The following is a 24,805-nucleotide window of genomic DNA, read 5'->3' as shown; positions in this document are numbered from 1 at the left end:
ATTGCCGTCGTGATTGACCCGCCTCAAACGACGTTTTATACGAAGGTCATTCCTTTTTTTCCGATTGGGTACTGAAATGAGCCGCCGCCACCTGCCGACCCTCACCGCCATGCAGTGCTTCGAGGCTTCGGCCCGCCACCTCAGCTTCACCCGCGCCGCCGATGAACTGAGCCTGACCCAGAGCGCGATCAGCAAGCAGGTGGCCCAGCTCGAGTCGGTGCTCGAACATCCCCTGTTCCGCCGCGTCCGCAAGCGCCTGCAGGTTACTCCCGAGGGCTCGCTCTACCTGACCGAGGTGCGCAAGATCCTCGCCCAGGTCGAGATGTCGACCCGCTACATGCAGTCCTACGGCGGCCAGAGCGAGGTGCTCAACGTCACCACGCTGCCGACCTTTGGCGCCCGCTGGCTGATCCCCCGGCTCAATGGCTTTCGTTTTCGCCATCCCAATGTCTACCTGAACATCGGCAACCGGATGGAGCCCTTCGACCTCGAGGAAGAGCGCGTCGATGTCGCTTTCTTCTTCGGCCATGGTGCCTGGCCGAAGGCCGAGTGCATCAAGCTGCTCGATGAGGAAGTCGTGGCTGTCTGCGCCCCATCGGTGGTGCCGGAGGGCGGGATCGGGGATCCCCTGGCGCTGACCGAACTGGTGCTGCTGCAGAGCGCGACCCGCCCGGAGGCCTGGCACGACTGGTTTGCCGCCCAGGGGGCCTATACCGAGCACAGCTATCACGGCCCGCGATTCGATACGTTTTCCATGTCGCTACGGGCAGCCCGGGCGGGTTGCGGCGTGGCGCTGGTGCCACGCTTCCTGGCAGAGGAGGAACTGAAGGCAGGACAGTTGATCATTCCCTGGGCGTTCTCGCTGACCAGTCGCGATGCCTACTACCTGGCCTACCCCGAGTACAAGGCGGAACAGGCCAAGGTGAAGGGGTTCATCGAGTGGATCCTCGAGCACCTCGACGCGCAGGCCAAGGAGACCGATGGCAAATGGTCTGCCGGCGCGTAGCGCCAGCAGCCACTTAACAGGAATATTTGGAATGGAATCGTTGAATCGGCCTGGCCTTCAGGTCAGCTCGGCCTGGCGATCGAAGGCCGCGGCGTTGGGGCAGAAGGCGCGGCACTCATCGACGTCGGCGTCGCGGCGCATGGCGTGCCAGCAGTAGCCGGCCACCGGACAGGCGTTGCAGTTGCCACGCAGGCTCGGATAGCTGACATGCGCGGCAACGGTCGCCTTGTCCAGGCCGAAACGCTGCAGCATGGCCGGCATCAGGGTATCGGCGGGAACGAAGGCGCGATAGCCGCCACGGTCGAGATGCCTTGCGACTTCACGTTCGAAAGCTGGCTCGAGAGGCATCTTCAGATCCTGGAGCATCTCGCTATAGGCGCCGGGCGATTCCGCCTCGATCTCGCGCACCAGCCGAGGGGTGGTGGCACGATAGGTTCGCTCACAGAGACGATCCCACCATGAGTTACGCGACGCATTCGGGGTGTGGTTCATGAGGATACTCCCGTCAGGTACATTTTCGACAGTATCGTCCCCACCCCCCTTCCCGACATTGACACGGATCAAAATAGTTTCAAATGAAACGAATGCCTGCCATTAGCTGAACGATTGCGAGCACGGCCTTGGCCGTGCTCGCAGGTCGGTTGCTGGCTAGCCGGTTCAGGCCTCGGGATCGATCACTTCATCGGCCGAGAGCCCTTCTTCCTCGCCGGCCACCTCGAGCTGCTCGAGGAAATAGGCACGGGCGGCCTCCCCGTCAACGCCCTTCTGTTCTGCCTCTGCCTTCCACTTGCCCGGCAGTTCCGCTGCCATCTGCTGGAAGCGCTCCACCTCCTCGGCCGGCAGCTCGATGAAGGTATTGCCCCGCTCTTCGGCAAACGCGATGCCGCGCACGTCGACCACATCCATCATGTAGCCGAACAGCCGCGAGAGACGCTCGCCGGAGACGCTCTCGATCGCCTCGCGGTCTTCCTCCGAGAGCGAGGCCCAGGTGTCAGGGTTCATCACCAGCGAGAAGCTACCGCGATAGAAGCCGCCGGGCATCTGCACCGTATTGGGCAGCACCTCGGCGAGGCGGAAGCTCCTGAGGCCCTCCAGCGTCAGCATGGCGCCATCGACAACGCCCTGGGTGGCCGCCTCGTAGGTGCCCGCCGGCGGCAGTGCGACGCCAGTGAGATCCAGCGCGTTGGAGATATCGGCCATGACCCCGCCGCCGATACGCACCCGCTTGCCGTCGAGATCGTCGAGGCTTTCAATCGGCTCGGCAAGGAAGAGCGCGCCCGGGCCATGTACGCCCACGCCGATCACCTCGACGCCGCGATGTTCGCCCGCCTCAATGAAGTACTCGTTATGGGTGCGCCAGTAGGCCACCGAGGCGTGCTCGGAAGGGAAGTCCTCGAAGGTGGGCAGCTCGGGCAGCTTGGTCAGTTCGAAGCGCCCCGGCATCAGGCCGTGGAACAGCCAGGTGACGTCGGCCACGCCATCGGCAATCAGCTCCATCTGCGCTCCCGGCGGACCCATGTCATGCACCACGTTGACGCTGACCCGGCCTTCGGTGGCCTCCTCGACCCAGCTGGCCCAGGTCGGCCAGACGATGGTGTTGACGCCGTGGTTGGGCCCGGCCCAGGTGCTGACCGTGAGCTCGGTGGCGGAGGCGCCCTGGAAGGCCCCGAGAGAGAGCGCGGTGAGTGTCGTCAGTGTCGCGAGCTTGTGCATTTTCATTATGGTTCCTCGTGAGTCCCGATTGTCAGGGTTGGCGTACGTTTCTCTGCGTTATGGTTTTTCTGGGTCAAAGGGCCAGTACCAGCTTCCTGCCCCTGGCGCGAGAGCAACAGCTCATCAGCCGATCCTGGCTGGCCCGCTCGGCGGCGGTGAGGACCTTGTCGCGGTGGTCGACTTCGCCCTCGACCACCTCGACCTGGCAGGAGCCGCACAGGCCCTCCTCGCAGTCGCTGGGCACGTCGATGCCGGCGGTGCGCAGAACCTGGAGCAGCGTCCGCTCCGGTGGCACCTCCACGGTGAGCTCGGAGTCAGTAAGCTCGACCTCGAAGGCGTGCTCATTTTCCGGGTCGAGCAGCGCGCCCTCGGCAGTGAAATGCTCAACGTGAAGGCTGCCCTCCGGCCAGTGTGCAGTGCCGCCTTCCAGCGCCGTGAGCAACCGCTCCGGGCCGCAGGCGTAGAGCAGGGTCGCCTCGCGCGGTTCGGCGAGCAGCCCGGCCAGATCGAGACGCCGCCCCTCGTCCTTGGGGTAGAGCTGCAGCGACTCGCCGTGGTCGCGCTCGAGCCGTTCGATAAAGGCCATGCTGGAACGGGAGCGCCCCGCGTAGTGCAGCTCATAGGACTTGCCCAGCCGCCTGAGACGGTCGGCCATGGCGATGATCGGGGTGATGCCGATGCCGCCGGCAATCAGCACGTAGTGCTGCGCCGATTCGTCGAGGCGAAAGTGGTTCTTGGGCCCGCGCAGGCGCAGCGTCATCCCCGGCTCGAAGTGCTCATGGATCCAGGCCGAGCCGCCTCGCCCCGCCTCCTCACGCAGCACGGCGACCTGCAGCCAGTAGGGGTCGTCCGTCTCGCCACACAGCGAGTACTTGCGCACGTAGTCCCCCATGATCAGGTCGACGTGGGAGCCGGGGCTCCACGCCGGCACGCGACGTCCACGAGGGTCTTCCAGAGCGATCTGCAGCACGCCGTCGGCAGCCGCCTGCACCTTGGCGACGACCATTGTCCGGGCGATGTCCTGACGCGACGGCGCGCCCACCGCAAAGTCGCGCTGGGCAGTGCGCACGGCGGGATCTTGCCGCTCGGGGTTCTTTGCCGGGTCCCAGCGCACCCACAGCGCCTCGGGGCCACGAAACGAGGTATTGGGCAGGAAGGTGAATTCCTGCTCCTCGAGCTCCAGGTGCGGCAGCCGCCGGGTGAACTCCTCGAGGAAGATACGCATCTCCATGCGCCCCAGGTTCTTGCCCATGCACTGGTGGCTGCCGTAGCCGAAGGTAAGATGGTCGACGGCATTGTCGCGGTAGATGTCGAGCTCGTCAGGGTTCTCGAAGTGGCTTGGGTCGTGATTGCCCGAGGCCGTGACCATCAGGATCTTGCCGTCCTCGGGAATGGTCACACCACCCACCGCCACCTCCCGGGTAGCGCGCCGCCGCCAGGCCACCACCGAACCGGAGTGGCGCAGGCACTCCTCGGCCGCCGCGGGGATCAGCTCGGGGTTGTCGCACAGCTCGTCCCACACCGCCGGGCGCGAGAGCAGCTGGCGGAAGGCGTTGGCGGTGGCCAGCGCCGTGGTCTCATGCGCGGCGACGATGATCGCCATCATCATCGAGTGCAGGTAGTTGTCGGTGACGACATCGGGCTTCTGCCGATTCTTCTCGATCATGTCGTACATCCAGCCCTTCCCCCGGGTCTGGCGCTGCATCTTCACGAGCACCTCACCGGAGTACTGCCAGAACTTGCCGACGCCCTCGGCTACCTCGACCTGCTGCTCGGGTGAAGGCCGCCCCCAGGTATTGAGGGTATGGGCCACCGAGAAGCGGCGCAGCTGCTCCATGTCCTCTTCGGGCACGCCGAGGAAGTGCAGCGCCACCGTGAGGGGCACCTCCCAGAACATTTCGTCGACCAGGTCGGCGCGGCCGCGGTCGACAATGGCGTCGAGCTTCTCGCGCACCAGGCGGCGCACCATGGGCGCATGGGCTTCCAGTGCCTCGGGCGAGAAGGCCTCGAGCAGCTCGCGCCGCCGCGCCATGTGGGCGGGCTCGTCCTCGTTCACCAGGGTACGGTTCATGCCGTAGTCGTAGCGCTCGAGAACCGCCTGGGCCTCTTTGCTTGCGGGAGTGATCTTCTCCAGGGCAATCGACGGCGAAAAGGTGATGTTGTCGCGGAAGATCGCCTTGATGTCGTCGTAGCGGCTCACGACCCAGTAGCCCAGCCTCGGGCTGTAGAACACCGGCTCCTGCTCGCGGGACCAGCGCAGCGCTTCGGCGGGGTCGAGCTGGTAAGGGCGATCGAAGGGATCGAACGCCGCGGCACGAGGGGAGATCGGGCAGCCATTGGGCGCCAGGTCCTGTTGTCGACCTGGCTGGTGGATGGGGCAACCGCCCGCTTCAGCCCCGGCCCGTCGTGAATTTGTCGTCATGGTGGCTCCGTGTGAACGGTCTGGCTTCGCGACTGTGCGTGCAGGGCAGGTTGACTGCCGTTGACGTTCCAGCGAACACCTTTCCATTCATTTACTTTTAACGCACACTTAATATCTTTTAACGAACACGATTGGGAAAATAGGCCCTTTTACCGACACCGTCAAACGTCAACCGGCTGCGCTAACATGGCAGGGGTCAGGCTCACCCACTGCTACCCGAGGTATCGCCACCGATGTCCACTACCCTGCAAACCCTGGATCGAGGCCTGAGCGCCCTCGAGCTGATCGCCGAGCACAGCGAGGGCATCACGATTGCCGAGCTCGCCAGGCAGCTGGATGTGCATCGCGCCATCGCCTATCGCCTCGTTGCCACACTGGAGAGTCATGCCCTGATCACGCGTACCGACGAGGGGCCAATTCGACTGGGGGCGGGCATCGCCCTTCTCGCTTCACGCTTCGAACCGCAGCTGCGCGCGGTGGCCCAGCCGCTGCTGCAGGCGCTGGCCAAGGCAACGCGAGCCACGGCGTTCATTTCGGTTGCCCAGGGGGAGGAGTGCGTGGTGATACTGGTGGCCGAGCCCGACGAGGGGCTGCTGCGGGTCGGCTACCGGGTGGGCAGCCGCCACCCGCTGTCCCAGGGTGCGGCGGGGATTGCCATTCTCGCCGCGCGCCCACCCCGCAAGGATGACAGCGAGGCGGTGCGCCAGGCCCGCGCCGACGGTTACAGCCTGACTCGTGGCCAGTTGCAGCGCGGCGCCGTAGGCGTGGCCAGCGCCATCGCCACCCCCCAGTTCCGCGCCGGCGTGGAGGCATGCATCGGCGTGGTGGCCATGGACGATCTGGATACCGAGCGTGCCAGCCACGAGGTGATAAGTCATGCACGCCACCTCGCCGAGCTGATCGGCCAGTAACCACTGATATTCAACGACATCCTCCGTGAAGCGGGCCGCAGGGGGGAGTACACTACGGCCATTCCCGTCGCTAACCCGAGGCCCGCAATGAGCTCACACCTGCTGTCCGTCGATTCCCTCTCCCGAGACCATGTCGATCACTTGCTGCGTGTCGCCGCACGCATGGAGCCCATCGCGAGCCGGCGCCAGGTCACCCGGGTGCTGGAGGGCGCCGTGCTCGGCAACCTCTTCTTCGAGGCCAGCACCCGGACCCGGGTCAGCTTCAATGCGGCCTTCTGCCGGCTGGGCGGCAGTGTCTGCGACACTACCGGCTTCACCTTTTCCTCCATGGCCAAGGGGGAGTCGCTCTACGATACCAGCCGGGTGATGAGCGGTTACTGCGACGCCATCGTCATGCGCCATCCGGATCAGGGTTCGGTGGCCGAGTTCGCCGCCGCCACCCATGTGCCGGTGATCAACGGCGGCGATGGCCCCGGCGAACACCCCAGCCAGGCACTACTCGACCTCTACACCATCGACAAGGAGTTCGCACGCCTGGGCAAGAAGCTGGCGGGGGCACACATCCTGCTGACCGGCGACCTGAAGTACGGGCGTACCGTCCATTCGCTGATCAAGCTGCTCTCGCTCTTTGAGCCGATGCGCATCACCCTGGTTTCGCCACCGGGTCTGGAGATGCCGGGCCAAGTGATCGACCGTGCCGTCTCCCGGGGCCACCGGGTGGAACAGCGCGACAGCCTGGCTGGCGACTTCTCCGACCTGGACGTGGTCTACACCACCAGGATCCAGAAGGAGCGCTTCACCGAAGAGATGAGCGAAAGCTTCGCCGGGGTCTCGCAGGACTTCAGCGTCGGCCGCGACTTCCTCGATACACGCTGCAACGACACCACCATCGTCATGCACCCGCTGCCCCGTGACAGCCGGCCTGGCGCCAATGATCTCAACGTCGACCTCAATGGCGACCCGCGGCTGGCGATCTTTCGCCAGACCGACAACGGCATTCCCATGCGCATGGCAATTTTTGCCACCTTGCTTCAGGTCGAGGAACTGATCGAGAAGGACCTGCGACCGGTGCGCTGGTTCGTGCCCGAGCGGACCGGTGTGGACGACCCCCACAGCTAGGGAGCCTGTCGGGTTGAGAGGCCAGGTTATCGGCTGGCTCCCAACCATGCATATAGCGTTGGTCAGCGCTATGCTGTTCGCAGCCGAGTAATATGCGAAGCTATGAGCAGCCACCCCCATGACGAAACGGCTGGCGCCAGGTCCAGCTATCCGATAAGCGTTCGACGACAATAACAGGCGTTGCCGGCCGGCAACCCGCAACAAGGAGACGTTACGCATGAATCTGCATCGCGCGTACATTTTACTGGCGGTTTTCTACAGCCTGCTGGTGCTGTTGGGAGCTATTGCCCTGCTCGTGGGCGGCGGACCGCTCTGGGCCCTTATTTCCACCGGGGTGGGCGTCCTGGTGGCAACGGGACTCTGGGGCCACACTCTGGGCAAGCCCTTCCTCAATCCGCGCATGTGGCGGCCGCTGGCCGGCCTGCTCGCCGTCGGCATCGTCGTACAGCTGCTCGCGGTATTCACCGGCGGACTCTCCAGCGGAGAGCTGACCTGGGTACTGAGCGGGGCCATCTTCTCCGTTCTGCCGATCATTATGCTCTACCAGTATGGCAACCGGGACCAGGAGGTCTGGGCCACGCCGGAGGAGCGCGAGGGCGGCAAGATGCTGGACGAACTGCTGGCAAAGCAGCAGGAGCTGGTGCTCGAGAAGCAGGAGGCCGACAGCCAGGCCAAGGTCAAGCTGACCAAGGCCGGCGACACCTACCGGGCCAGCGTCACCCGTGGCCGCGGCGCCCGGGTGGAGCAGTTCGAGGAGAGTTTCACCTGCCCCGCCACCCTGGCCTTCTTCGTCATCAAGTACACCTGTATCTCGGTCAGCGATATTGCCGCCCACTACGATGAGGAGCGGGTGCTGACGACCTGAGCCCGGCACGCCCAGGCTTCTTTCCTTCCATCCCGCCGATAAGCAACGCTTATCGGCGGGATTCGCTTTTGTCGGCTACCCACCCGCCTACCGGTCTGCTTTAATCAAATCAGGTAGAACCTGGACGGCAGCATGTGGTTTTTGGACAGGCTAAAGTGCCCTGCAGCCATGGCCCTATTCCCCATGAAGAACAAGACTAGAGACAGGGCAGCACGACTCCGCCCAGAGATCCGACTCCAATAACAATGCCAAGCGGAGCACTCCATGGCAGAAGCAATCGTCGAGACCGCCAACCTGACCAAGAGCTTCAAGGGTTTCACGGCGGTCAATGACATATCCATGCGCGTCGAGGCCGGCACCATTCATGCCATGATCGGGGCCAATGGAGCAGGCAAGACCACCTGCTTCAATCTGCTCAGCAAGTTCCTGGTACCTACGTCGGGGACTATCCGTTACCAGGGCCAGGACATCACCCGGCTCAAGCCGGACCAGATCGCCCGACGGGGCATGGTCCGCTCGTTTCAGATATCCGCCGTCTTCGGCAAGCTGACAACCCTGGACAACGTCAAGCTGGCACTGCAGCGACAGCGCGGCGAATCCTACGATTTCTGGGGCTCACACCACCGCCTGGATCATCAAGGGCAGCGTGCCATGGCATTGCTTGAAGATGTCGGTCTCGAGGAGTGGGCCGATACGCCCGCCGCCGAGCTCCCCTATGGGCGCAAGCGTGCGCTGGAACTCGCCACCACCCTGGCACTGGACCCCAAGGTGATGCTGCTCGATGAGCCGCTCGCCGGCATGGGCACCGAAGACGTGGGGCGAACCGCCGAGCTGATACGCAGCGTTGCCAAGGGCAGAACCGTACTGATGGTGGAACACAACCTGGGTGTGGTGGCCGATCTCTGCGACCGCATCACCGTACTGGCCCGCGGCGAGGTATTGGTGGAGGGCGATTACGCCACGGTCTCGCAGGATGCGCGTGTCATCGAGTCCTATATCGGAGGCGCCCGCCATGACTGATGCCGCCGCTATCCACTCTTCCGAACCCATGCTGACTCCCGAGCCCATGCTGGCCATTCGCGATCTTCATGCCTGGTACGGCGAAAGCCACGTGCTGCATGGTATCGACCTGGAGGTGCCGCCGGGGCAGGTCGTCACCCTTCTGGGCCGTAACGGTGCCGGCAAGTCGACGACGTTGAAATCGATCATGGGCATCGTGCCACGTCGTCGCGGCAGCATATGCCTGCAGGGCACCGAGACCATTGGCCTGCGTCCTTTCCATATCGCTCGACACGGTGTGGCCTTCTGCCCCGAGGATCGCGGCATCTACGCCACCCTGGACGTCAAGGAGCATCTGGAACTGCCGAAGCAAGTCGATGATGGAGGCTTCAGTACGGAACAGGCTCTGGACCTTTTTCCCAACCTGCGTGAACGGTTGCACAGCCCCGGCACCAAGCTTTCCGGCGGCGAACAGCAGATGCTTGCCATCGCTCGTTCTCTGCGCACCGGTGCCCCGCTGCTGCTGCTCGACGAGCCCACCGAAGGGTTGGCGCCCAGCATCGTCGAGCAGATCGGCGACACCATCAAGAAGCTGAAGTCCCAGGGCTACACCATTCTGCTGGTGGAGCAGAATCTGCGCTTCGCCATGGAGGTTGCCGACCAGTTTTATCTGATCGACCACGGCCAGGTCGCGGCTCACTATGATCGTGATGGCATCGAGAAGGATATTGACGCGCTGTTGGCGCGGCTCGGCGTCTAGTCGAAGTTACTCGCGGGTGTGCAGCCGGAAATGGGAGGGCGAGACGCCGTTCATGCGCTTGAAGGTCTTGGAGAAGGCGAAAGGGCTCTGATACCCCACCCGCCCGGCGATCTCCTCCACGGGGAGATCGCTGGTCGCCAGCAGATGCGAAGCATGCTGCATGCGTAACTGTGTCAACTGCTGCATCGGGCTGCGGCCGAATACCTTGCGGCTGATACGCCGCAGATGTTCGGTGCTGACGTGGGCGATCTCGGCCATCTCCTCAATGGTCCACTGGCGCTCCAGCGTCGGCATTACCGACTCGAAAACGGCGACGATCCGGGGATCGCGCCGCCACGGGTCGGCAAAGCGAGCGATATAGCGCTCGATGGTATCGACCCACATGACGCAGCTGGCAGCATCGCCCTTGCCATGAAACACCTCGCTGTAGAGGCCCAGGATGGCGTACTTCATGGGCTCTGGATCGAAGTCCTGCATGATAGGCGCGATGGTACCCACCACCGAGCGCGGGGCGCTCGGCAGGTAGCGCAGCCAGCAGTACTGCCAGCGCTTCTCCGGTACGGCATGGAAGGCATGCAGCGCATGGGCCGGGGCGAAGGACATCATGTTGCGCCGCATGATGCACCAGCGCCCGTCGAGCAGCATGCGCCCCTCGCCGCTCAGGGAGCCGTGGATATAAGCGCCGCTCAAGCGGGTGCGCACGATGCGGTAAGGCACGGCGGCATCGCCCACTCCCAGGTGAGAGATATGCCGCTGCGCCAGCACCGGGCAGTCCTCGGCACGCACGATCCACTGCTGGGTGTCGGCGCCGACTATGTGTGTTTCGGATAGCTGTTCGTGTTCTATAGCCATGGCGTAATCGCCCTGATTGGCCCTAACTGATAGTGGCAATGGAAAACAAGAACGTTCTAATCAGAGCAAAGTACAACAATAACTTCCCAAGTGAACAGGAGAAACCAATGCCAGCCAAAAACTCCTTGAAAACGCTGATGATGTCTTCAGCCGTACTCGGCCTGGGGGGCCTCGCCAGCGGAATGGCAAGCGCCAACTATTCCGACGACGTGGTGCGAATCGGCGTGCTGACCGACATGTCGGGCATCTATACCGACCTCTCCGGCGAAGCGGCCGTGACCGCCGTACGCATGGCCGTCGAAGACTTCGGTGGTGAGGTGAACGGCGTACCCATCGAAGTCATCTACGGCGATCACCGCAATCGCGCCGACACTGGCGCCAGCCGTGCAAGAGAATGGTATGACAACGAGGGCGTGGACATGATCAACGATCTGTCCAACTCTGGTGTCGCCCTTGCCGTGGCAGCAGTGGCCGAGGAGCGCCAGCGCCATGCCATTTCCAACTCGGCGTCCAACATCGGGCTGACCAACGACTACTGCTCGCCCTATGTGACTCACTACACCTACGACGCCTATTCGCTGGCACAAGGCACCGGCAAGACGATCGTCGAGGACGGTGGCGATACCTGGTTCTTCCTCACCGTGGACTTCGCGTTCGGCATCGGGCTCGAGGAGCAGGTATCCGATGTCGTGCGCGAGGCCGGCGGCCAGGTGGTTGGTGCTGCACGACACCCCCTCGACACCACCGACTTCTCCTCCTACGCCCTTCAGGCCCAGGCCTCCGGTGCCGAGATCATCGGTATTGCTTCTACCGGGGCGGATGCCATCAACGCCATCAACGCCCTGGCGGAATTCGGCGTTACGCCGGATCAGCGCCCGGCAGCCCTGCTGCTGTGGTACGACGACATCGTCAGCCTGGGTCTCGACACCGCCCAGGGCCTGCTGCTGACCAATGCCTTCTACTGGGACGCCAATGAGGAGACTCGCGAGTTTTCCCAGCGCTTCTATGAGCGCACAGGACGCATGCCCAACATGGCGCATGCCGGAAACTACTCGTCGACCATGCATTATCTGAACGCCGTCGAGGCCGCCGGCACCGATGACGCCACCGCAGTCTCCGAAAAGATGCGTGAGCTGGAGATCAACGACTTCTTCGCTACCGGTGGCTATATCCGCCCCAATGGCCGCATGGTGCATGACCAGTATCTGTGGGAGGTGAAATCCCCCGACGAGTCGGAGTACGACTACGACTTCCTGCGCCTGGTAAACACCATTCCCGGCGAGGAAGCCTTCCAGCCGCTGGAGGACAGCACCTGTTACCTGCTCGATAACGATTGATGTGCGACTGCGTGCCCGGCCTCTGGCCGGGCACCACAACTCTCTCCTACCGTTAGCCTCGCGAGCACGTGATCATGGATATTTTCGGTATTCCCATTCAGGCCCTGCTGGGGCAACTCATGCTGGGCATCGTCAATGGCTCCTTCTATGCGGTACTCAGCCTTGGCCTGGCGATCATCTTCGGCGTCCTCAAGATCGTCAATTTTGCCCACGGTGCCTTCTTCATGCTGGGTGCCTTCACCGCCTTTCTGCTGGCCCAGTACATGGGCGCCAATTACTGGGTCACGCTGTTCATCGCTCCGCTGACAGTTGCCCTGTTCGGTATGCTGTTCGAGTTCCTTTTCCTGCGTCGGCTCTATGGCCTCGACCCGATCTACGGGCTGCTGCTGACCTTCAGCCTGGTGCTGGTGCTGGAAGGGGGCTTCCGGGTGGCATTCGGCTCTTCCGGCCAACCCTTCGCCACGCCAGAGCTGCTGCGAGGCACCATCAACCTGGGCTTCATGATCCTGCCGATCTATCGCGGTTTCGTGATTGCCGCGGCGCTGACGCTGTGCCTGGCCACCTGGTTCATCATCGAGCGCACCTCACTGGGCGCCAGCTTGCGTGCCGCGACCGAGCGCTCGGAGCTGACCCAGGCCTTCGGCATCAACGTGCCACGCCTGATCACCCTGACCTATGGCGTGGGCGTGGGGCTAGCGGCCTTCGCCGGCGTGCTGGCCGCACCAATCTTCCACGTAAACCCCTCGATGGGATCCAGCCTGGTGATCATCATCTTCGCCGTCGTGGTGATCGGCGGGCTCGGCTCGATCATGGGAGCCATCGTTACCGGCCTGGGGCTTGGCGTCGTGGAGGGCTTCACCCGGGTGTTCTATTCAGAGTTCTCCTCCACCATCGTCTTCCTGGTCATGGTGCTGGTACTGCTGCTGCGCCCGGCAGGCCTCTTCGGTAGAGAGGAGAGCTGAGCATGCGCACCCTGTACATCGCTGCAATCGCTGTGGTCCTGCTGGCGCTGCTGGTCGTTCCCTTCGTACCCCAGCTCGTCTATTCCGTCTTTGTCATGAAGATGCTGTGCTTCGTGCTGTTCGCCTGCGCCTTCAATCTGCTGCTTGGGCACACCGGGATTCTCTCCTTCGGCCACGCCGCCTTCTTTGGCACGGGGGCCTACGTGACCGGGCAGCTGGTCAAGGAGTACGGTGTGCCCACCGATCTCGGCATCCTGGCCGGCGGCCTGGTGGCGGCAGCGCTAGGGACTATCATCGGGGCTCTGGCCATTCGCCGCAGCGGCATCTACCTCGCCATGATCACTCTCGCCCTGTCGCAGCTGGTTTTCTTCTTCTTCCTGCAGGCGCCCTTCACCGGCGCCGAGGACGGCCTGCAGCGGATTCCCCGCGGCACCTTCCTCGGGGTGATCGACCTGCGCAGCGACACGGCGCTCTACTACGTGGTGCTGGGCATCGTCGCGGCCGGCCTGTGGCTGGTGTGGCGCACCGTCAACTCGCCGTTCGGTAACGTGCTGCGCGCCATCCGCGAGCATGAGCCCCGAGCCATCTCGCTGGGCTACCCCGTGGCCCGCTACAAGGTACTGGTGTTCACCATCTCGGCCGGTCTCGCCGGGATCGCCGGCTCACTCAAGGCGATCGTCTTCCAGCTCGCGGCACTCTACGACGTGCACTGGCACACCTCGGGCGACGTGATCCTGATGACGCTGCTGGGCGGCATGAACACGGTCTTCGGCCCAGCAGTCGGTGCAGCACTGGTTTCCGCACTCAACCATTATCTCGACCCTTTCGGCGCCTGGGTCACGGTCATCACCGGCGTGGTCTTCATGACCTGCGTATTGGCCTTCCGCCAGGGTGTCGTGGGTCAGCTCAATCTCTGGCTTCGCTCTCGCCGCACCTCGATGACCTCAGCCAAGGGCCAGCGTCGTTCGCATGCCCATCAGCAATAACAAGGAGAAAATCGCCATGCCTGCCTTCGACCGCAAGACCCTCATGGCCCGCTTCCAGGACATGGTCGCCCGCGGCCAGCCGATCATCGGCGGCGGCGCCGGTACCGGCATCTCGGCCAAATGCGAGGAAGCCGGTGGGATCGACCTGATCGTGATCTACAACTCGGGGCGCTACCGCATGGCGGGGCGCGCCTCTTCCGCCGGCCTGCTGGCCTACGGCAACGCCAACCAGATCGTTCAGGAGATGGCCCTCGAAGTACTGCCGGTGGTCAAGCACACCCCGGTGCTGGCCGGGGTCAACGGTACGGACCCCTTCGTGATCATGCCCAAGCTGCTGCGTGAGCTTAAGGAGCTTGGCTTCTCGGGGGTGCAGAATTTTCCCACCGTAGGCCTGATCGACGGTACTTTCCGCATCAGCCTGGAGGAGACCGGCATCACCTACGGTAGCGAGGTCGACATGATTCGCCTGGCCCACGAGATGGACATGCTCACCACGCCCTACGTGTTCTCGGCCGACGAGGCCGTGGCCATGGCGGAGGCGGGTGCCGACATCATCGTGGCGCACATGGGCGTCACCGTGGGCGGCACCATCGGCGCTGAGTCGGCCAAGAGCCTCGACGAATCGGTGCGCCTGATCGATGACTGGGCCGAGGCAGCCAGGCGCGTGCGCCGGGACGTGATCATCCTCTGTCACGGCGGCCCCATCGCCACTCCCGAGGATGCCACCTATGTCATGAAACAGAGCGAGCACTGCAACGGCTTCTATGGCGCCAGCAGCATGGAGCGCCTACCCACGGAAATCGCACTAACTGAACAGATTCGCAAATTCAAGGCCATCACCGACTATCAGGAGACCTCGTCATGACCCGGGTATACGTCAGCGCAGTGATGCCAATCTCCCTTGAGCAGGCCTGGAGCGTGCTGCGCGATTTCAACGGCCTGCCGGATTATCACCCTTTCTTCGCCAAGAGCTACATCGAGGAAGGCAAACCCGCCGACCAGCTCGGCTGCGTACGCCATTTCCACGACCACGATGGGAACCACATCCGCGAAGAGTTGCTCTCGCTCTCGGACCGCGACCACCTCTGCTGCTACCGTATTCTCGAAGCCCCTGCCCTGCCGGTACAAGGCTACGTGGCGGAAATGCGCCTGAAGCCGATCACCACCAGCGGGCAGTGTTTCGGCGAATGGTGGGCGGAGTTCGAGGTCGCAGAGGCCGATCGCGAGGATGTCATGCAGCGCGTATCGGACACCTTCCGGCTGGCCTTCGAAGGGGCCGCTGAGCGTTTTACCAGCTGATAGTAAACATCACGATACCTGCAACAAGCGCCCCGGCCACAAGGCCCGGGCGCTAGTCGTTCTATGCGACTAGACCGACACGCCAAGATAGCGCCCCAGGGTCGCTTCGTCGGACATCGACTCGCCGTCGGCGGTTTCATGCACGATCCGACCTTCCGACATGAAGTAGGCGCGATCGGCCGCCAGTACCGCCGCCTTCACGTTCTGCTCGATCAGCAGCACCGCCACCCCCTCTCGGCTGAGCTCCTTGAGGCTCGAGGCGACATCCTCGACCACCGCCGGTGCCAGTCCTTCGGTAGGTTCGTCGAGGATAAGGCAGCCCGGGTTGGTCACCAGCGCCCGGCCTATGGCCAGCATCGAGCGCTCGCCTCCGGATATCTGATCCCCAAATGCCTTTCGCCGACGCCCCAGCGAGGGAAACAGCTCGAACACGCGGCTGGTTGACCAGCGCTGCCCGGCGGGCCCCTTGCGGGAGTTGAGCTGGAGGTGTTCGTCGACGCTGAGCGAGGGAAACAGCCGTCTTCCCTGGGGCACATAGCCCACTCCCAGATGCGCGATGCGGTGTGGCGGCATGCCCAGCACCTGATGGCCCAGCAGCTCCACCGAACCGCTTGCCTGGGGCGGATCGAGCCCTATCAGGACCCTCGCCAACGTGGTCTTGCCGACCCCGTTGCGCCCCATGACCGCAACGCACTCCTTGCCGACACGGAAGTTGATGTCCTGCAGCGCCAGCCCCAGGCCGTAATGGGCTTCGAGGCGCTCGACGCTTATCATCGTTTCAGCCATTGGCACGCCCCAGATAGATGTCACGCACGCCCTCATGGGCGGCAATTTCGTCAGGAGAACCCTCGGCGAACATTTCACCTTGATGCAGCACCGAGATACGGTCGCTGAGTGCCAGCACCATCTCCATGTCGTGCTCGATCATCAACAGCGTCACCTCCTGTGGCAGGTCCTTGAGAATACCCTGTAACACCTGGCGCTCGGCATGGGAGAGCCCGGCCGCAGGCTCGTCGAGCAGCAGCAGTCGCGGTTTCTGGGCCATCACCATGGCCAGCTCCAGCTGACGCAGGGTGCCATAGGAGAGGTTGGCCACCGCCTCGTCGAGCACTGGCGTCAGCCCCAACTGGTCGGCCGTGGTCATCAGGTCATCGTCCAGGCGCGACTGCCAGGGCTGCCACAGCGATGGCAGCCGGCCGTCCCCCCTCGCCAGCGCCAGGTTCTCCCTGACCGTGACCGAGGGCACCAGGGTCGACACCTGATAGGTACGACCCAGCCCCTTGAGGGTACGCTGGATGACCGAGTCCGCGCTGATATCGTCGCCGAAGAATCGAATCTTGCCTCGATCGGGCTTGAGCTCGCCGGCGATCATGTTGAACAGCGTGGTCTTGCCGGCGCCATTGACCCCGATCAGGCCACGCCGTTCGCCCGGCGCCACCCGCAGATGCACGTCGCTGGCCACCATCAGCGAGCCGAAGGACTTGGCCAGGCCGGCGACCTCCAGCGCCGGCTCTGGGCTCATCGAAAGCTGAGCTTCAGTCATAGTAGGGATCCGAACAGTCGCCCGGGGGAAAGTCGCGGCTATCCGGCTCTCCGGCCAGATACGTCTCGGCATCGAAGGGGCCGAACTGGCTGACATTCTCGTAGGTCTTGATCGGCACATTGACCAGGCGGCCGTCGACTTCCTGGACCTCATTGATGTAGATGTTCTGTACCGGGTTGCCGTACTCATCGAGGTGGAAGGGGCCGCGCGGCGCATCCGGCATCTCGGTCTCGCGCAGGGCGGCAATCACGGCGTCACGGTCACCGCCGTTGGCGCTTTCGAAGGCGTTCACCGCCATCTTGAAGGCCACATAGCCATGCTCGGCCGGTGCCAGCGGCATGACGTCATCGCCGTGCATGTCCCAGAAGGCGTCACGGAAGGCCAGGAAGGTATCGCTCTCCAGGCCCTCGGCATACTGCAGCGCCGAGAGGCCGCCGATAGCCTGCTCGCCCATCTCCGGCAGGTCGCCCACCGCGAAGAAGTTGGAGCCCCCGAGCAACGGCATGCGCGCGTCGATGCCGAAGTCGTGATACTGCTGGAAGAACGCCAGGCCGTCGCTGCCCGCGCCGTTGTAGAGTACCGCATCGCCGTCCGGCAGGGTCGCCAGGATCGAGCTGTAGTCCGAGGTACCGGTGGGGTGCCAGATGCGCTCCACCGATTCCCCGCCGGCGGCGCAGAATCCCTTGAGAAATCCACCCAGCTGGTTATAGGGGAAGGAGTAATCCTGGCCGACCGCGATGATGCGCTGATGACCGAGCTCCTCGGCCACGTACTCGCCGAAGGCAAACATGGGCTGCGCCCCGGTCCAGCCGGCGCGCACCACGTTCTCGGCACGGTCGCGCATGGTGATGTCCTCGGGGGCCGAGTAGGAGATCACCGTCGGCATCCCCGAGCCCTTGGCCCACTCCAGCCCGGCCAGGCCGGTACCGCCCAGCACCGGGCCGACTACCAGGTCGACATCGTCACGGGACTCCATGGCGCGCAGGCGATCCACCGTGGTTTCTGCATCGCCCTGGGAGTCGTAGAACTCGACTTCGATATTGAGCGCCTCGAGACGTTCGGCAAGCTCCTCCTGGGCCAGCTCCACGCCCATGCGCTGCTGCTCGCCGAAAAACGAGAACACCCCGGTCGTGGGCCCGATGACACCGATACGCAGGGTGTCGTCGGCCTGGATATGGGCTGTAGCGCCCACCGTCAGGGCGGAAATACCGCCAATGATAAGGGTCTTGGCGTGCTTCATGGCTCTTCTCCTCGGGTTGTTGTTGTCACGGAAGCCTGTGGCTTCGACTTGCGCTTGAAGTGCTGCTCGAGTACATCTGCCAGCCCGCGCGGCATCAGCAGAATCGAGAGCAGCAGAACCAGACCAATCACCATCATGTGTCGGTCGGTGTACTGGGAGACCAGGGTTTCCAGGGCGATCAGGACAGCCACGCCAATAGCGGGGCCCAGCAGGCTTCGATAACCGCCGAGGACCGCGGCGGTCAGCACCCAGACGGCGTGACCCAGGCCCAGCGGGGAGGGCGACATGATGCCCATGTCGTAGACCAGGAAGACGCCCGCCACGCCGGCGATGGCTCCGGCCAGCACGAAGGCGGTGAAGCGCGCCAGATAAACGGGATGACCCAGGGCGCGCATGCGCTGCTCATTCTCCTGAATCCCCAGCAGCAGCAGGCCGAAGGGCGAACCGTAAAGCCGCCATACGGCGAGGAAGATCGCCACCGTGACCGTGGTGACCAGCACATAGAAGACCCGGGTATCATTGAGATCGACACCACCATAGACCGGCATGCGCACCCCGGCGATGCCGTTGTAGCCGCCGGTGACGTCGACCCACTGGAACGACAGCGCCCAGACCATCTGCCCCAGCGCCAGCGTCAGCATCAGGAAGCTCACCTTGCGCGAGCGCACGGTCAGCAGGCCGAAGATGACGGCGCTGAGCGTGGTGAACAGCAGCGCCAACAGAACGACAACCGGGAAGGGCAGGCCGAAGCGCACGCCGAGAATGGCGATGGTATAGCCGCTGATGCCGGCGAAGGTGGTCTGGCACAGCGAGAACCAGCCCAGACGGCCCGCCAGCAGCGAAAAGCTCAGCGCCGCCAGGGCGTAGATCATCGCCCGATTGGCCTGGGAGACCGCATAGTTGCCCATTACCAGTGGCCAGGCCACCAGGGCGGCAACGATAAACAGAATGAACAGATGTTCGCGTTTCATGCCGTCCTCCCGAACAGGCCCTGGGGCCGAAAGACCAGAATCAGGGTCATGGGTAGAAACAGGAAAAAGAGCGCGAACTGCGGCAGGTAGCCGGTAGCGAAGCTCGACACCATGCCGGTGATCAGCGCACCCACTGCCGCCCCCTTGAGCGAGCCCATGCCGCCGATGATGATCACCACCAGCGAGAGCATCAGCACCCGTACGTCGAGCCCTTGGGTCAGCGACATGTAGGAGGTACCGACCACCCCGGCGACACCGGCCAGGAAGCTGGCGACAGCGAAGACCCCGCCGAACAGCAGTGGCACATTGATGCCCTGTGACATGGCGGTCTCGCGATCGTCGACCCCGGCGCGGATGGCCGCGCCGATGCGGGTGTAGGTCATCACCAGCCACAGGGCGATACCCAGCAGCACGGCAAAGCCCATGATCAGCACCCGGAAGTAGGGATACATCATCACGCCGAGGTCCACCGGCGCCCGCAGCTCGGGAGGCAGAGGCAGGCTCACCGGCTGCCCGCCGTAGACCACCAGCAGGGCGTCGGCGATGATCAGGCCCACGGCGATGGTCAGCAGCGCCTCGGAAAGATCCATGCCGCGTACCCGCTGCAGCAGGAAGCGCTCCATCAGCAGGCCGCCCACCAGGGCGATACCGCCACCGGCGAGAATGCCCAGCGTCAGGCTGCCGGTCTCTCGAATCACCTGGACCCCGAAGTAGCCGCCCAGCAGGTAAAAGGCACCGTGGGCCAGGTTGACCACCCGCATAAGGCCGAAAGCCAGGGTCAGGCCGCTGGCCATGATGAACAGCAGTGCCGCCATGGTCAGGCCGTTCAGGGTCAGAAAATAGAAGGTGTTCATGGCCTCGCCTCCCGACTGATCGAGCGTGGCGTTTCCGGCGTGCTGTTGTTGTCGTTGAAGCACATGGCGATTCAGCCTCGGCGAACGTTCTTGAAGGCACGCGTCTGCTCGGTCAGGGCGCGCTCGGTCGGCAGGCGCTCCATGCTCGATGCCCCATAGAAGCCGTGACAGTCGGGGCAGCGCGCGAGCACGTATTCGGCGTCCTCGGGGTCGGCGATGGGGCCGCCATGGCAGAGCACGATGATGTCGTCACGTACCTCTCGGGCCGCTGCTGCCCAATCGTTGATGGCCTCTACGCAGTCATCCAGGCTCATGGCGGTCTCGGCACCGATGCTGCCACCCGTGGTCAGTCCCAGATGACAGACGATGATGTCGGCGCCGGCCTCCGTCATCGCTCGGGCGTCCTCGGCGCTGAAGACATAGGGTGTGGTCAGCAGCCCTGCCTTGCGCGCCTGCCGAATCATTTCCACTTCCTGGGAGTAGCTCATGCCGGTCTCTTCGAGATTGGCGCGGAAGGTGCCATCGATCAGGCCCACGGTGGGAAAGTTCTGCACCCCGGCGAAGCCCATCGCCTTGAGCTCGGCCAGGAAGGGCTCCATGAAGACGAAAGGATCGGTGCCACAGACCCCCGCCAGCACCGGGGTCTTCTGGGTGACCGGCAGCACCTCCCGCGCCATCTCCTTGACGATCTCGTTGGCATTGCCGTAGGGCATGATCCCGGCCAGCGAGCCTCGCCCGGCCATGCGGTAGCGCCCCGAGTTGTAGATCACGATCAGGTCGATGCCGCCTGCTTCCTCACACTTGGCCGACAGGCCTGTTCCCGCACCGCCGCCCACGATGGGCTCGTTGCGTGCCACCATCGCCTGGAAATGCGCCACCAGTTCCTCTCGATTCCACTTTTTCAATTGGGCCTCCTCGGGTCCGTAGACATGATGTCCCTGAAATGCTCGACCAGGGCGGTGGCAAACTCGGGATCGTTGATATTGAAGGGATAACGAATCAGCTGACGCTGGGCGGTCTGTTCCACGGTCTCCTCCAGGGCCTCGAACAGCGCGGCATCGGCTTCAGGATCGTGGAAGGGCTGCCCGGGGGCATCGAGCAGCGAGACGCCGCCTTCAGGGAGCAGAAAGCGTACCGGCCCCTTGCAGCGGTTGAGCTTCTCGCCGATCCAGCGGCCCATGCGCGCGTTCTCTTCCGGCGTGGTGCGCATCAGCGTGACCTGCGGGTTGTGCTCATAGAGAAGGCGCTGGCGATACGCTGCCGGCACCGTATCCAAGGCACCGAAATTAACCATGTCCAGCGCTCCCACCGAGCCCACATAGGGCACCGCGGTGCGGGCCACGACATCCAGACGCTCCTCGCCAGCACTGAAGATGCCACCCATGAACAGGTCGCAGATTTCGGTGGTAGTGATATCGAGCAGCCCGGTGATCATGCCGCTGTCGGCGAGCTTTTCCATGGATTGGCCGCCGGTGCCGGTGGCATGGAAGACCAGGCAGTCGTAGTCCGATTCCAGCACGCGGGTCACCTGACCGACACAGTCGGTGGTCACCCCGAACATGCTCAGGCCGATCGCCGGCTTGCCATCATCCACCTCGGGGATGTGGCCCTTCAGCATGCCGGCCAGGGCGTTGGCCGCATTTCCGAGAACACGGCGAGAGATCCGGTTGATGCCCGCCACATCGGTGACCGAATAGATCATCGCGATATCGCTGGGGCCGACATAGGGCGCCACATTGCCCGACGCCACCGTCGACACCATCACCTTGGGTACGCCAACATCCAGGTCGCGCATGGCCGGGGTAATCAGTGCCGTTCCGCCCGATCCCCCCAAGCCGATGACACCGCCGATGTCGGAGCGGCTGGCAAGCAGCCCGCGCAGGGCCTCGGCCATGGCCGCCACCGCACGGCCACGGTCGTTGACGAACACCTCCTGGGGACCATCGGGATGGCAGGCGGCCACATCCACGGCACGAATATCCGCCGTGCCGTGGTCACCGCCACGCGTTCCCACGTCGACGATGACCGTGTCCAGGCCCGCCGCCTGCAGCAGGCCGCGAACATAGCGCAGCTCGGCGGCTTTCGTGTCGCAGGTTCCAATAATGTAAGCTTTGAAGCCCATGGCATGTCTCCACTTCCTGGCCGCCATCGTTTCGCAGCGGCCTTCTTGTTTGCACAGAGGGTTGCAGTAAGCGTGCCAGGTTGGCGAGCCGCCGTATGACGGGATTTCGAGCCAACCGGTCTGGCCAGTATGGGTATAAATGGGTACCCAGATACCCTAAATTACCCGATATGACACGCAGGGATTCCAATGACAGAAGCGTTCAACGGCACGATTGGTCACCTGGTGGCCAGCCTCGAGGAAGCCCGGCAGCAGCGTGGCGGCCCTTCCCTGCTGAGCCCCATGACCGCCCGCCTGCCGGCAACGCTGGCCGATCTCGGCAGCAGCCTTCCCATTGGCGATGCCAACGGTGAGCTGCTCGACGCGCTGCGCAACAGTCCGGCTTTTCCCGAAACGACCTATGCCGGCGTACTGGCCAACGATCCTTTCCGGCTAGCGGACGACCTGCTCGAAATGCTGGCCAGGCTGGGCTGCAAGCGCGTGGCAAACTGGCCCTCTACTGCCCTGCTCAGCGGCGAGCTGGCGGAGACGCTCACCCATTCGGGGCTGGGGTACCGAGAGGAGATGGCTTTCCTGACTCAGGCACGAAAGCGCGGCTTCGCGACCCTGGCTATCGTTTCACAGCCTTCACAGCTGCCGCTGGCAATGGCCACGAAGCCCACGCAGCTGATGATTGCCGCCGGCCTGTCGGCGAGCGTGGACACGTCACCGTCAGTGGAGCGAAGGGAACTGCAGGTATTGGCGCAGAAAATCAAGGCAGAGGGCAAAGCGGTATGGTGCTACGAACATGACGGCGTGGCCGAGCTCATGGCTGCCCTGCACCCGGTGGCGGAGGTCGTGATACGTCACCCACAGGCGGTGGAGCGCTAGGAGCCTATCGGATTTGATCGTCACGAGAGAGTTGGATTTCGAGACAAGTTTATCGATCTGATGAGGCGAATAGCCCGCTATTTAACGAATCAGATCGAATGAAATTGGCCGAAAGACCGGATCTCGCAGTAGATCAGCGTTGAGTCCGACAGGCACCTAGAGCAAGCCGTAATGGCGCATCTTGTTGTAGAGGGTCTTGCGCGCCAAGCCAAGCTCCGCCGCGGTTTCCTGGCGTCGAAAGCGGTTGCGACGCAGGGCATCGAGTATCCATTCCCGCTCGGTCTCCGGCAGCGCCCCGTTGCTGGAAGCTGCCTGCCAGGACACCTCGTCCGAACGCGCCGATAGCCGAGGTAGGCCCTCCCTTTCACCCGGTGGTTTAGCGTGCAGAACGGGCAAGTCTCGGACCGAGACAACCTCCCGCTCGCACATCACCACGGCACGCTCCAGCACGTTGCGCAGCTCGCGCACGTTGCCCGGCCAATGGTGCTGCATCAGGGCCCGGTAGGCCGAGGCGTCCATCTCGCGTACCCGTGGATTCATTTCTCCGGCGATACGCGGCAGCAAATGACGCACCAGCAGCGGGATGTCCTCGATGCGCTCGCGCAAGGGTGGCAGGGGGATCTCCACCGCATTCAGGCGATAGAAGAGGTCTTCGCGGAACTGGCCCTCGGCAACCATGCGGCGCAGGGCACGATTGCTGGCGCAGATCAGTCGCGCATCGGTGAAGCGTGGCTCATTGCTGCCCAGCCGTTCGAAGCTACCGTCCTCCAGCACCCGTAATAGCTTGGCCTGCAGCGCCAGCTCCAGATCACCGATCTCGTCCAGCATCAGGGTGGTGCCGTGTGCCTGCTCGAAACGCCCGAGCCGGGCCTTGAGGGCGCCGGTGAAGGCCCCGGCCTCGTGGCCGAACAGTTCGCTTTCCAGCAAATCGCGGGGTATCGCCGCGCAGTTGACCGCCACCATCCGCTGGTGTCGACGCCGGCTGACCAGGTGGATGGCACGGGCCACGAGCTCCTTGCCGGTGCCGTTCTCGCCCGTTACCAGCACCGTGATATCTCTCTCCGCCACCTTGCGGATCATCTGCACGACCTCGGTGATGGCAGCCGAGCGACCGATCAGGCCGAACTCGTGGCCATCGCCCAGCCATTCGCTCTTCAGGCTGTGGATGTGGCTCTGCAGCTGGGCAACGGCCTTGTAGGCCGAGGTGGTTTCCGCCACCGCGGCTTCGAGCGGGATACGGTCGATGGTCGAGCCCCCGATATAGCCGTTGGCGCCGGATATCTCCGCCACCTTCTGCGCCTCATCGGGGGTTGTGATGGGGCCGCCTTCGACGGTGCACAGCAGGCCGGGATGACGGCTGCGCACAGCTTCAAACACCGCCCTGGCGTGTTCCGCAGCCTCGTCCAGGCTGTATCGACTGGGGACACCATCCGCTCCGCCGGCATTCCAGCCATAGTTGATACACAGCAGGTCGACCCCCGTGTCGGCCATGGCAAGGGCCTCGTCGAGCTGGCGCACATAGGCGCAGGTCTGCAGGCCAGCCTCCCGGGCCAGGCGCATCAGCGCGACTTCACGCTCCAACCCCACGCCGGCCCGCTCCAGGCAGGCCCGCATCGGGCCGTCGAAGTGCACCGCCGTGGGAAAATTGCAGATACCCTGAAAGCCCGCATCGCGCACCTGTCGCACCAGCGCCTCCAGGTCACAGGCCGGATCGAAGACGCAGGCGCCGAAATAGACGGGCAGCGTGACACGCGTCAGTATCTCGGCGCGGGAGAAGTTCATTACCGCACGGTTGTTGTCGGCCAGCGGCAGCATGCAGGAGATCGAGGGCCCGCCCAGCACCCGCAGGCGCCCGGCGTTGAGCGCGAGCAGAAAATCCGCGCCTCCCTGGGCCGCCGCCTTGGCGGTCATGCCGGTGCCGATGGCGGCTCCCACCAGGAAGCGGCGATTGTCGAGAGTCTCCACCTTGGCCAT

General features: G+C 63.9%; 24 protein-coding genes. 12 read left to right on the top strand and 12 right to left on the bottom strand.

Annotated features, from left to right (window positions below; translation table 11 throughout):
- Positions 1 to 76 precede the first annotated feature (76 nt).
- Entirely contained in the window at positions 77 to 1,006 is a 930-nt protein-coding gene (locus tag KZO25_RS14510) for a LysR family transcriptional regulator (protein ID WP_223137498.1), read from the top strand.
- Positions 1,007 to 1,063: 57 nt separating this feature from the next.
- Here KZO25_RS14510 and KZO25_RS14505 read toward each other — a convergent pair whose 3' ends face one another.
- The 3 genes from KZO25_RS14505 to KZO25_RS14495 form a co-directional block, all read right to left on the bottom strand.
- Positions 1,064 to 1,498 (bottom strand): hypothetical protein, encoded by a 435-nt coding sequence (locus tag KZO25_RS14505; RefSeq protein WP_066445830.1) that lies wholly within the window; start codon positions 1,496 to 1,498, stop codon positions 1,064 to 1,066.
- A 165-nt stretch (positions 1,499 to 1,663) separates the two neighbouring features.
- Positions 1,664 to 2,719, bottom strand: a complete 1,056-nt coding sequence (locus tag KZO25_RS14500; protein ID WP_223137537.1) for a TRAP transporter substrate-binding protein — start codon at positions 2,717 to 2,719, stop codon at positions 1,664 to 1,666.
- A 73-nt stretch (positions 2,720 to 2,792) separates the two neighbouring features.
- Complete coding sequence (locus KZO25_RS14495; protein WP_223137497.1) at positions 2,793 to 5,141, bottom strand: cytochrome P450/oxidoreductase; 2,349 nt, start codon at positions 5,139 to 5,141, stop codon at positions 2,793 to 2,795.
- 233 nt (positions 5,142 to 5,374) lie between these two features.
- Here KZO25_RS14495 and KZO25_RS14490 point away from each other — a divergent pair, with 233 nt between their 5' ends.
- The 5 genes from KZO25_RS14490 to KZO25_RS14470 all read left to right on the top strand — a co-directional run bounded on the left by KZO25_RS14490 (position 5,375) and on the right by KZO25_RS14470 (position 9,795).
- Positions 5,375 to 6,052, top strand: a complete 678-nt coding sequence (locus KZO25_RS14490; RefSeq protein ID WP_223137496.1) for an IclR family transcriptional regulator — start codon at positions 5,375 to 5,377, stop codon at positions 6,050 to 6,052.
- 87 nt (positions 6,053 to 6,139) lie between these two features.
- Positions 6,140 to 7,171, top strand: coding sequence for an aspartate carbamoyltransferase (gene pyrB / locus KZO25_RS14485; RefSeq protein WP_066445833.1), 1,032 nt, complete (start codon positions 6,140 to 6,142; stop codon positions 7,169 to 7,171).
- A gap of 217 nt (positions 7,172 to 7,388) precedes the next feature.
- A complete protein-coding gene (locus KZO25_RS14480) occupies positions 7,389 to 8,036 on the top strand; it encodes a hypothetical protein (RefSeq protein ID WP_223137495.1) in 648 nt (215 codons plus the stop codon).
- A 264-nt stretch (positions 8,037 to 8,300) separates the two neighbouring features.
- On the top strand, positions 8,301 to 9,056 hold the full coding sequence (locus KZO25_RS14475; protein ID WP_066445838.1) for an ABC transporter ATP-binding protein: 756 nt from the start codon (positions 8,301 to 8,303) through the stop codon (positions 9,054 to 9,056).
- Positions 9,049 to 9,795, top strand: a complete 747-nt coding sequence (locus tag KZO25_RS14470) for an ABC transporter ATP-binding protein (RefSeq protein WP_066445840.1) — start codon at positions 9,049 to 9,051, stop codon at positions 9,793 to 9,795. Before KZO25_RS14475 ends, KZO25_RS14470 begins: the two co-directional genes overlap by 8 nt.
- Before the next feature lie 6 nt (positions 9,796 to 9,801).
- Here the strand turns inward: KZO25_RS14470 and KZO25_RS14465 are convergent, their stop codons facing one another.
- Complete coding sequence (locus KZO25_RS14465) at positions 9,802 to 10,647, bottom strand: helix-turn-helix transcriptional regulator (RefSeq protein ID WP_083517431.1); 846 nt, start codon at positions 10,645 to 10,647, stop codon at positions 9,802 to 9,804.
- Between the two features lie 107 nt (positions 10,648 to 10,754).
- Between KZO25_RS14465 and KZO25_RS14460 the strand changes: the two genes are divergently transcribed.
- From KZO25_RS14460 to KZO25_RS14440, 5 genes are all read left to right on the top strand, one after another.
- A complete protein-coding gene (locus tag KZO25_RS14460) occupies positions 10,755 to 11,984 on the top strand; it encodes an ABC transporter substrate-binding protein (protein ID WP_223137494.1) in 1,230 nt (409 codons plus the stop codon).
- 74 nt (positions 11,985 to 12,058) lie between these two features.
- Positions 12,059 to 12,946 (top strand): branched-chain amino acid ABC transporter permease, encoded by an 888-nt coding sequence (locus KZO25_RS14455; protein WP_066445843.1) that lies wholly within the window; start codon positions 12,059 to 12,061, stop codon positions 12,944 to 12,946.
- Between the two features lie 2 nt (positions 12,947 to 12,948).
- Positions 12,949 to 13,932 carry a branched-chain amino acid ABC transporter permease gene (locus KZO25_RS14450; protein ID WP_066445846.1) on the top strand — a complete coding sequence of 328 codons (984 nt, stop codon included), beginning with the start codon at positions 12,949 to 12,951 and terminating at the stop codon, positions 13,930 to 13,932.
- A gap of 16 nt (positions 13,933 to 13,948) precedes the next feature.
- Positions 13,949 to 14,797 (top strand): phosphoenolpyruvate hydrolase family protein, encoded by an 849-nt coding sequence (locus KZO25_RS14445; RefSeq protein WP_066445848.1) that lies wholly within the window; start codon positions 13,949 to 13,951, stop codon positions 14,795 to 14,797.
- Positions 14,794 to 15,231: an SRPBCC family protein gene (locus KZO25_RS14440; protein WP_066445851.1), complete on the top strand. Its 438-nt coding sequence runs from the start codon at positions 14,794 to 14,796 to the stop codon at positions 15,229 to 15,231. Before KZO25_RS14445 ends, KZO25_RS14440 begins: the two co-directional genes overlap by 4 nt.
- A 69-nt stretch (positions 15,232 to 15,300) precedes the next feature.
- Here the strand turns inward: KZO25_RS14440 and KZO25_RS14435 are convergent, their stop codons facing one another.
- The 7 genes from KZO25_RS14435 to KZO25_RS14405 form a co-directional block, all read right to left on the bottom strand.
- A complete protein-coding gene (locus KZO25_RS14435; protein ID WP_158509925.1) occupies positions 15,301 to 16,017 on the bottom strand; it encodes an ABC transporter ATP-binding protein in 717 nt (238 codons plus the stop codon).
- Positions 16,010 to 16,774, bottom strand: coding sequence for an ABC transporter ATP-binding protein (locus KZO25_RS14430; protein WP_066445855.1), 765 nt, complete (start codon positions 16,772 to 16,774; stop codon positions 16,010 to 16,012). The genes KZO25_RS14435 and KZO25_RS14430 overlap by 8 nt, the downstream gene beginning before the upstream one ends.
- Positions 16,767 to 18,014 carry an ABC transporter substrate-binding protein gene (locus tag KZO25_RS14425; protein ID WP_066445857.1) on the bottom strand — a complete coding sequence of 416 codons (1,248 nt, stop codon included), beginning with the start codon at positions 18,012 to 18,014 and terminating at the stop codon, positions 16,767 to 16,769. Before KZO25_RS14425 ends, KZO25_RS14430 begins: the two co-directional genes overlap by 8 nt.
- Positions 18,011 to 18,985, bottom strand: coding sequence for a branched-chain amino acid ABC transporter permease (locus tag KZO25_RS14420; RefSeq protein ID WP_223137493.1), 975 nt, complete (start codon positions 18,983 to 18,985; stop codon positions 18,011 to 18,013). The genes KZO25_RS14425 and KZO25_RS14420 overlap by 4 nt, the downstream gene beginning before the upstream one ends.
- Entirely contained in the window at positions 18,982 to 19,839 is an 858-nt protein-coding gene (locus KZO25_RS14415) for a branched-chain amino acid ABC transporter permease (protein ID WP_066445864.1), read from the bottom strand. Before KZO25_RS14415 ends, KZO25_RS14420 begins: the two co-directional genes overlap by 4 nt.
- A 71-nt stretch (positions 19,840 to 19,910) precedes the next feature.
- Positions 19,911 to 20,744, bottom strand: coding sequence for a phosphoenolpyruvate hydrolase family protein (locus tag KZO25_RS14410; RefSeq protein WP_223137492.1), 834 nt, complete (start codon positions 20,742 to 20,744; stop codon positions 19,911 to 19,913).
- Positions 20,741 to 21,961: a Tm-1-like ATP-binding domain-containing protein gene (locus KZO25_RS14405; RefSeq protein WP_223137491.1), complete on the bottom strand. Its 1,221-nt coding sequence runs from the start codon at positions 21,959 to 21,961 to the stop codon at positions 20,741 to 20,743. The genes KZO25_RS14410 and KZO25_RS14405 overlap by 4 nt, the downstream gene beginning before the upstream one ends.
- A 189-nt stretch (positions 21,962 to 22,150) precedes the next feature.
- Between KZO25_RS14405 and KZO25_RS14400 the strand changes: the two genes are divergently transcribed.
- Positions 22,151 to 22,831 carry a phosphoenolpyruvate hydrolase family protein gene (locus KZO25_RS14400; protein WP_223137490.1) on the top strand — a complete coding sequence of 227 codons (681 nt, stop codon included), beginning with the start codon at positions 22,151 to 22,153 and terminating at the stop codon, positions 22,829 to 22,831.
- 156 nt (positions 22,832 to 22,987) lie between these two features.
- Here the strand turns inward: KZO25_RS14400 and KZO25_RS14395 are convergent, their stop codons facing one another.
- Positions 22,988 to 24,805, bottom strand: a complete 1,818-nt coding sequence (locus KZO25_RS14395; RefSeq protein ID WP_223137489.1) for a sigma-54-dependent transcriptional regulator — start codon at positions 24,803 to 24,805, stop codon at positions 22,988 to 22,990.

Origin of the sequence: Halomonas sp. ANAO-440 (assembly GCF_019915905.1) — a bacterium.
GTDB classification, from domain to species: Bacteria; Pseudomonadota; Gammaproteobacteria; order Pseudomonadales; family Halomonadaceae; genus Halomonas; species Halomonas chromatireducens.
Note: the sequence above shows the minus strand (reverse complement) of the source record. Positions and strands in the feature narration are given on the sequence as shown.

Coding starts and splice junctions, on each gene's coding strand:
- KZO25_RS14510 (WP_223137498.1), top strand. CDS start 77: ATGAGCCGCCGCCACCTGCCGACCCTCACCGCCATGCAGTGCTTCGAG.
- KZO25_RS14505 (WP_066445830.1), bottom strand. CDS start 1,498: ATGAACCACACCCCGAATGCGTCGCGTAACTCATGGTGGGATCGTCTC.
- KZO25_RS14500 (WP_223137537.1), bottom strand. CDS start 2,719: ATGCACAAGCTCGCGACACTGACGACACTCACCGCGCTCTCTCTCGGG.
- KZO25_RS14495 (WP_223137497.1), bottom strand. CDS start 5,141: ATGACGACAAATTCACGACGGGCCGGGGCTGAAGCGGGCGGTTGCCCC.
- KZO25_RS14490 (WP_223137496.1), top strand. CDS start 5,375: ATGTCCACTACCCTGCAAACCCTGGATCGAGGCCTGAGCGCCCTCGAG.
- pyrB (WP_066445833.1), top strand. CDS start 6,140: ATGAGCTCACACCTGCTGTCCGTCGATTCCCTCTCCCGAGACCATGTC.
- KZO25_RS14480 (WP_223137495.1), top strand. CDS start 7,389: ATGAATCTGCATCGCGCGTACATTTTACTGGCGGTTTTCTACAGCCTG.
- KZO25_RS14475 (WP_066445838.1), top strand. CDS start 8,301: ATGGCAGAAGCAATCGTCGAGACCGCCAACCTGACCAAGAGCTTCAAG.
- KZO25_RS14470 (WP_066445840.1), top strand. CDS start 9,049: ATGACTGATGCCGCCGCTATCCACTCTTCCGAACCCATGCTGACTCCC.
- KZO25_RS14465 (WP_083517431.1), bottom strand. CDS start 10,647: ATGGCTATAGAACACGAACAGCTATCCGAAACACACATAGTCGGCGCC.
- KZO25_RS14460 (WP_223137494.1), top strand. CDS start 10,755: ATGCCAGCCAAAAACTCCTTGAAAACGCTGATGATGTCTTCAGCCGTA.
- KZO25_RS14455 (WP_066445843.1), top strand. CDS start 12,059: ATGGATATTTTCGGTATTCCCATTCAGGCCCTGCTGGGGCAACTCATG.
- KZO25_RS14450 (WP_066445846.1), top strand. CDS start 12,949: ATGCGCACCCTGTACATCGCTGCAATCGCTGTGGTCCTGCTGGCGCTG.
- KZO25_RS14445 (WP_066445848.1), top strand. CDS start 13,949: ATGCCTGCCTTCGACCGCAAGACCCTCATGGCCCGCTTCCAGGACATG.
- KZO25_RS14440 (WP_066445851.1), top strand. CDS start 14,794: ATGACCCGGGTATACGTCAGCGCAGTGATGCCAATCTCCCTTGAGCAG.
- KZO25_RS14435 (WP_158509925.1), bottom strand. CDS start 16,017: ATGGCTGAAACGATGATAAGCGTCGAGCGCCTCGAAGCCCATTACGGC.
- KZO25_RS14430 (WP_066445855.1), bottom strand. CDS start 16,774: ATGACTGAAGCTCAGCTTTCGATGAGCCCAGAGCCGGCGCTGGAGGTC.
- KZO25_RS14425 (WP_066445857.1), bottom strand. CDS start 18,014: ATGAAGCACGCCAAGACCCTTATCATTGGCGGTATTTCCGCCCTGACG.
- KZO25_RS14420 (WP_223137493.1), bottom strand. CDS start 18,985: ATGAAACGCGAACATCTGTTCATTCTGTTTATCGTTGCCGCCCTGGTG.
- KZO25_RS14415 (WP_066445864.1), bottom strand. CDS start 19,839: ATGAACACCTTCTATTTTCTGACCCTGAACGGCCTGACCATGGCGGCA.
- KZO25_RS14405 (WP_223137491.1), bottom strand. CDS start 21,961: ATGGGCTTCAAAGCTTACATTATTGGAACCTGCGACACGAAAGCCGCC.
- KZO25_RS14400 (WP_223137490.1), top strand. CDS start 22,151: ATGACAGAAGCGTTCAACGGCACGATTGGTCACCTGGTGGCCAGCCTC.
- KZO25_RS14395 (WP_223137489.1), bottom strand. CDS start 24,805: ATGGCCAAGGTGGAGACTCTCGACAATCGCCGCTTCCTGGTGGGAGCC.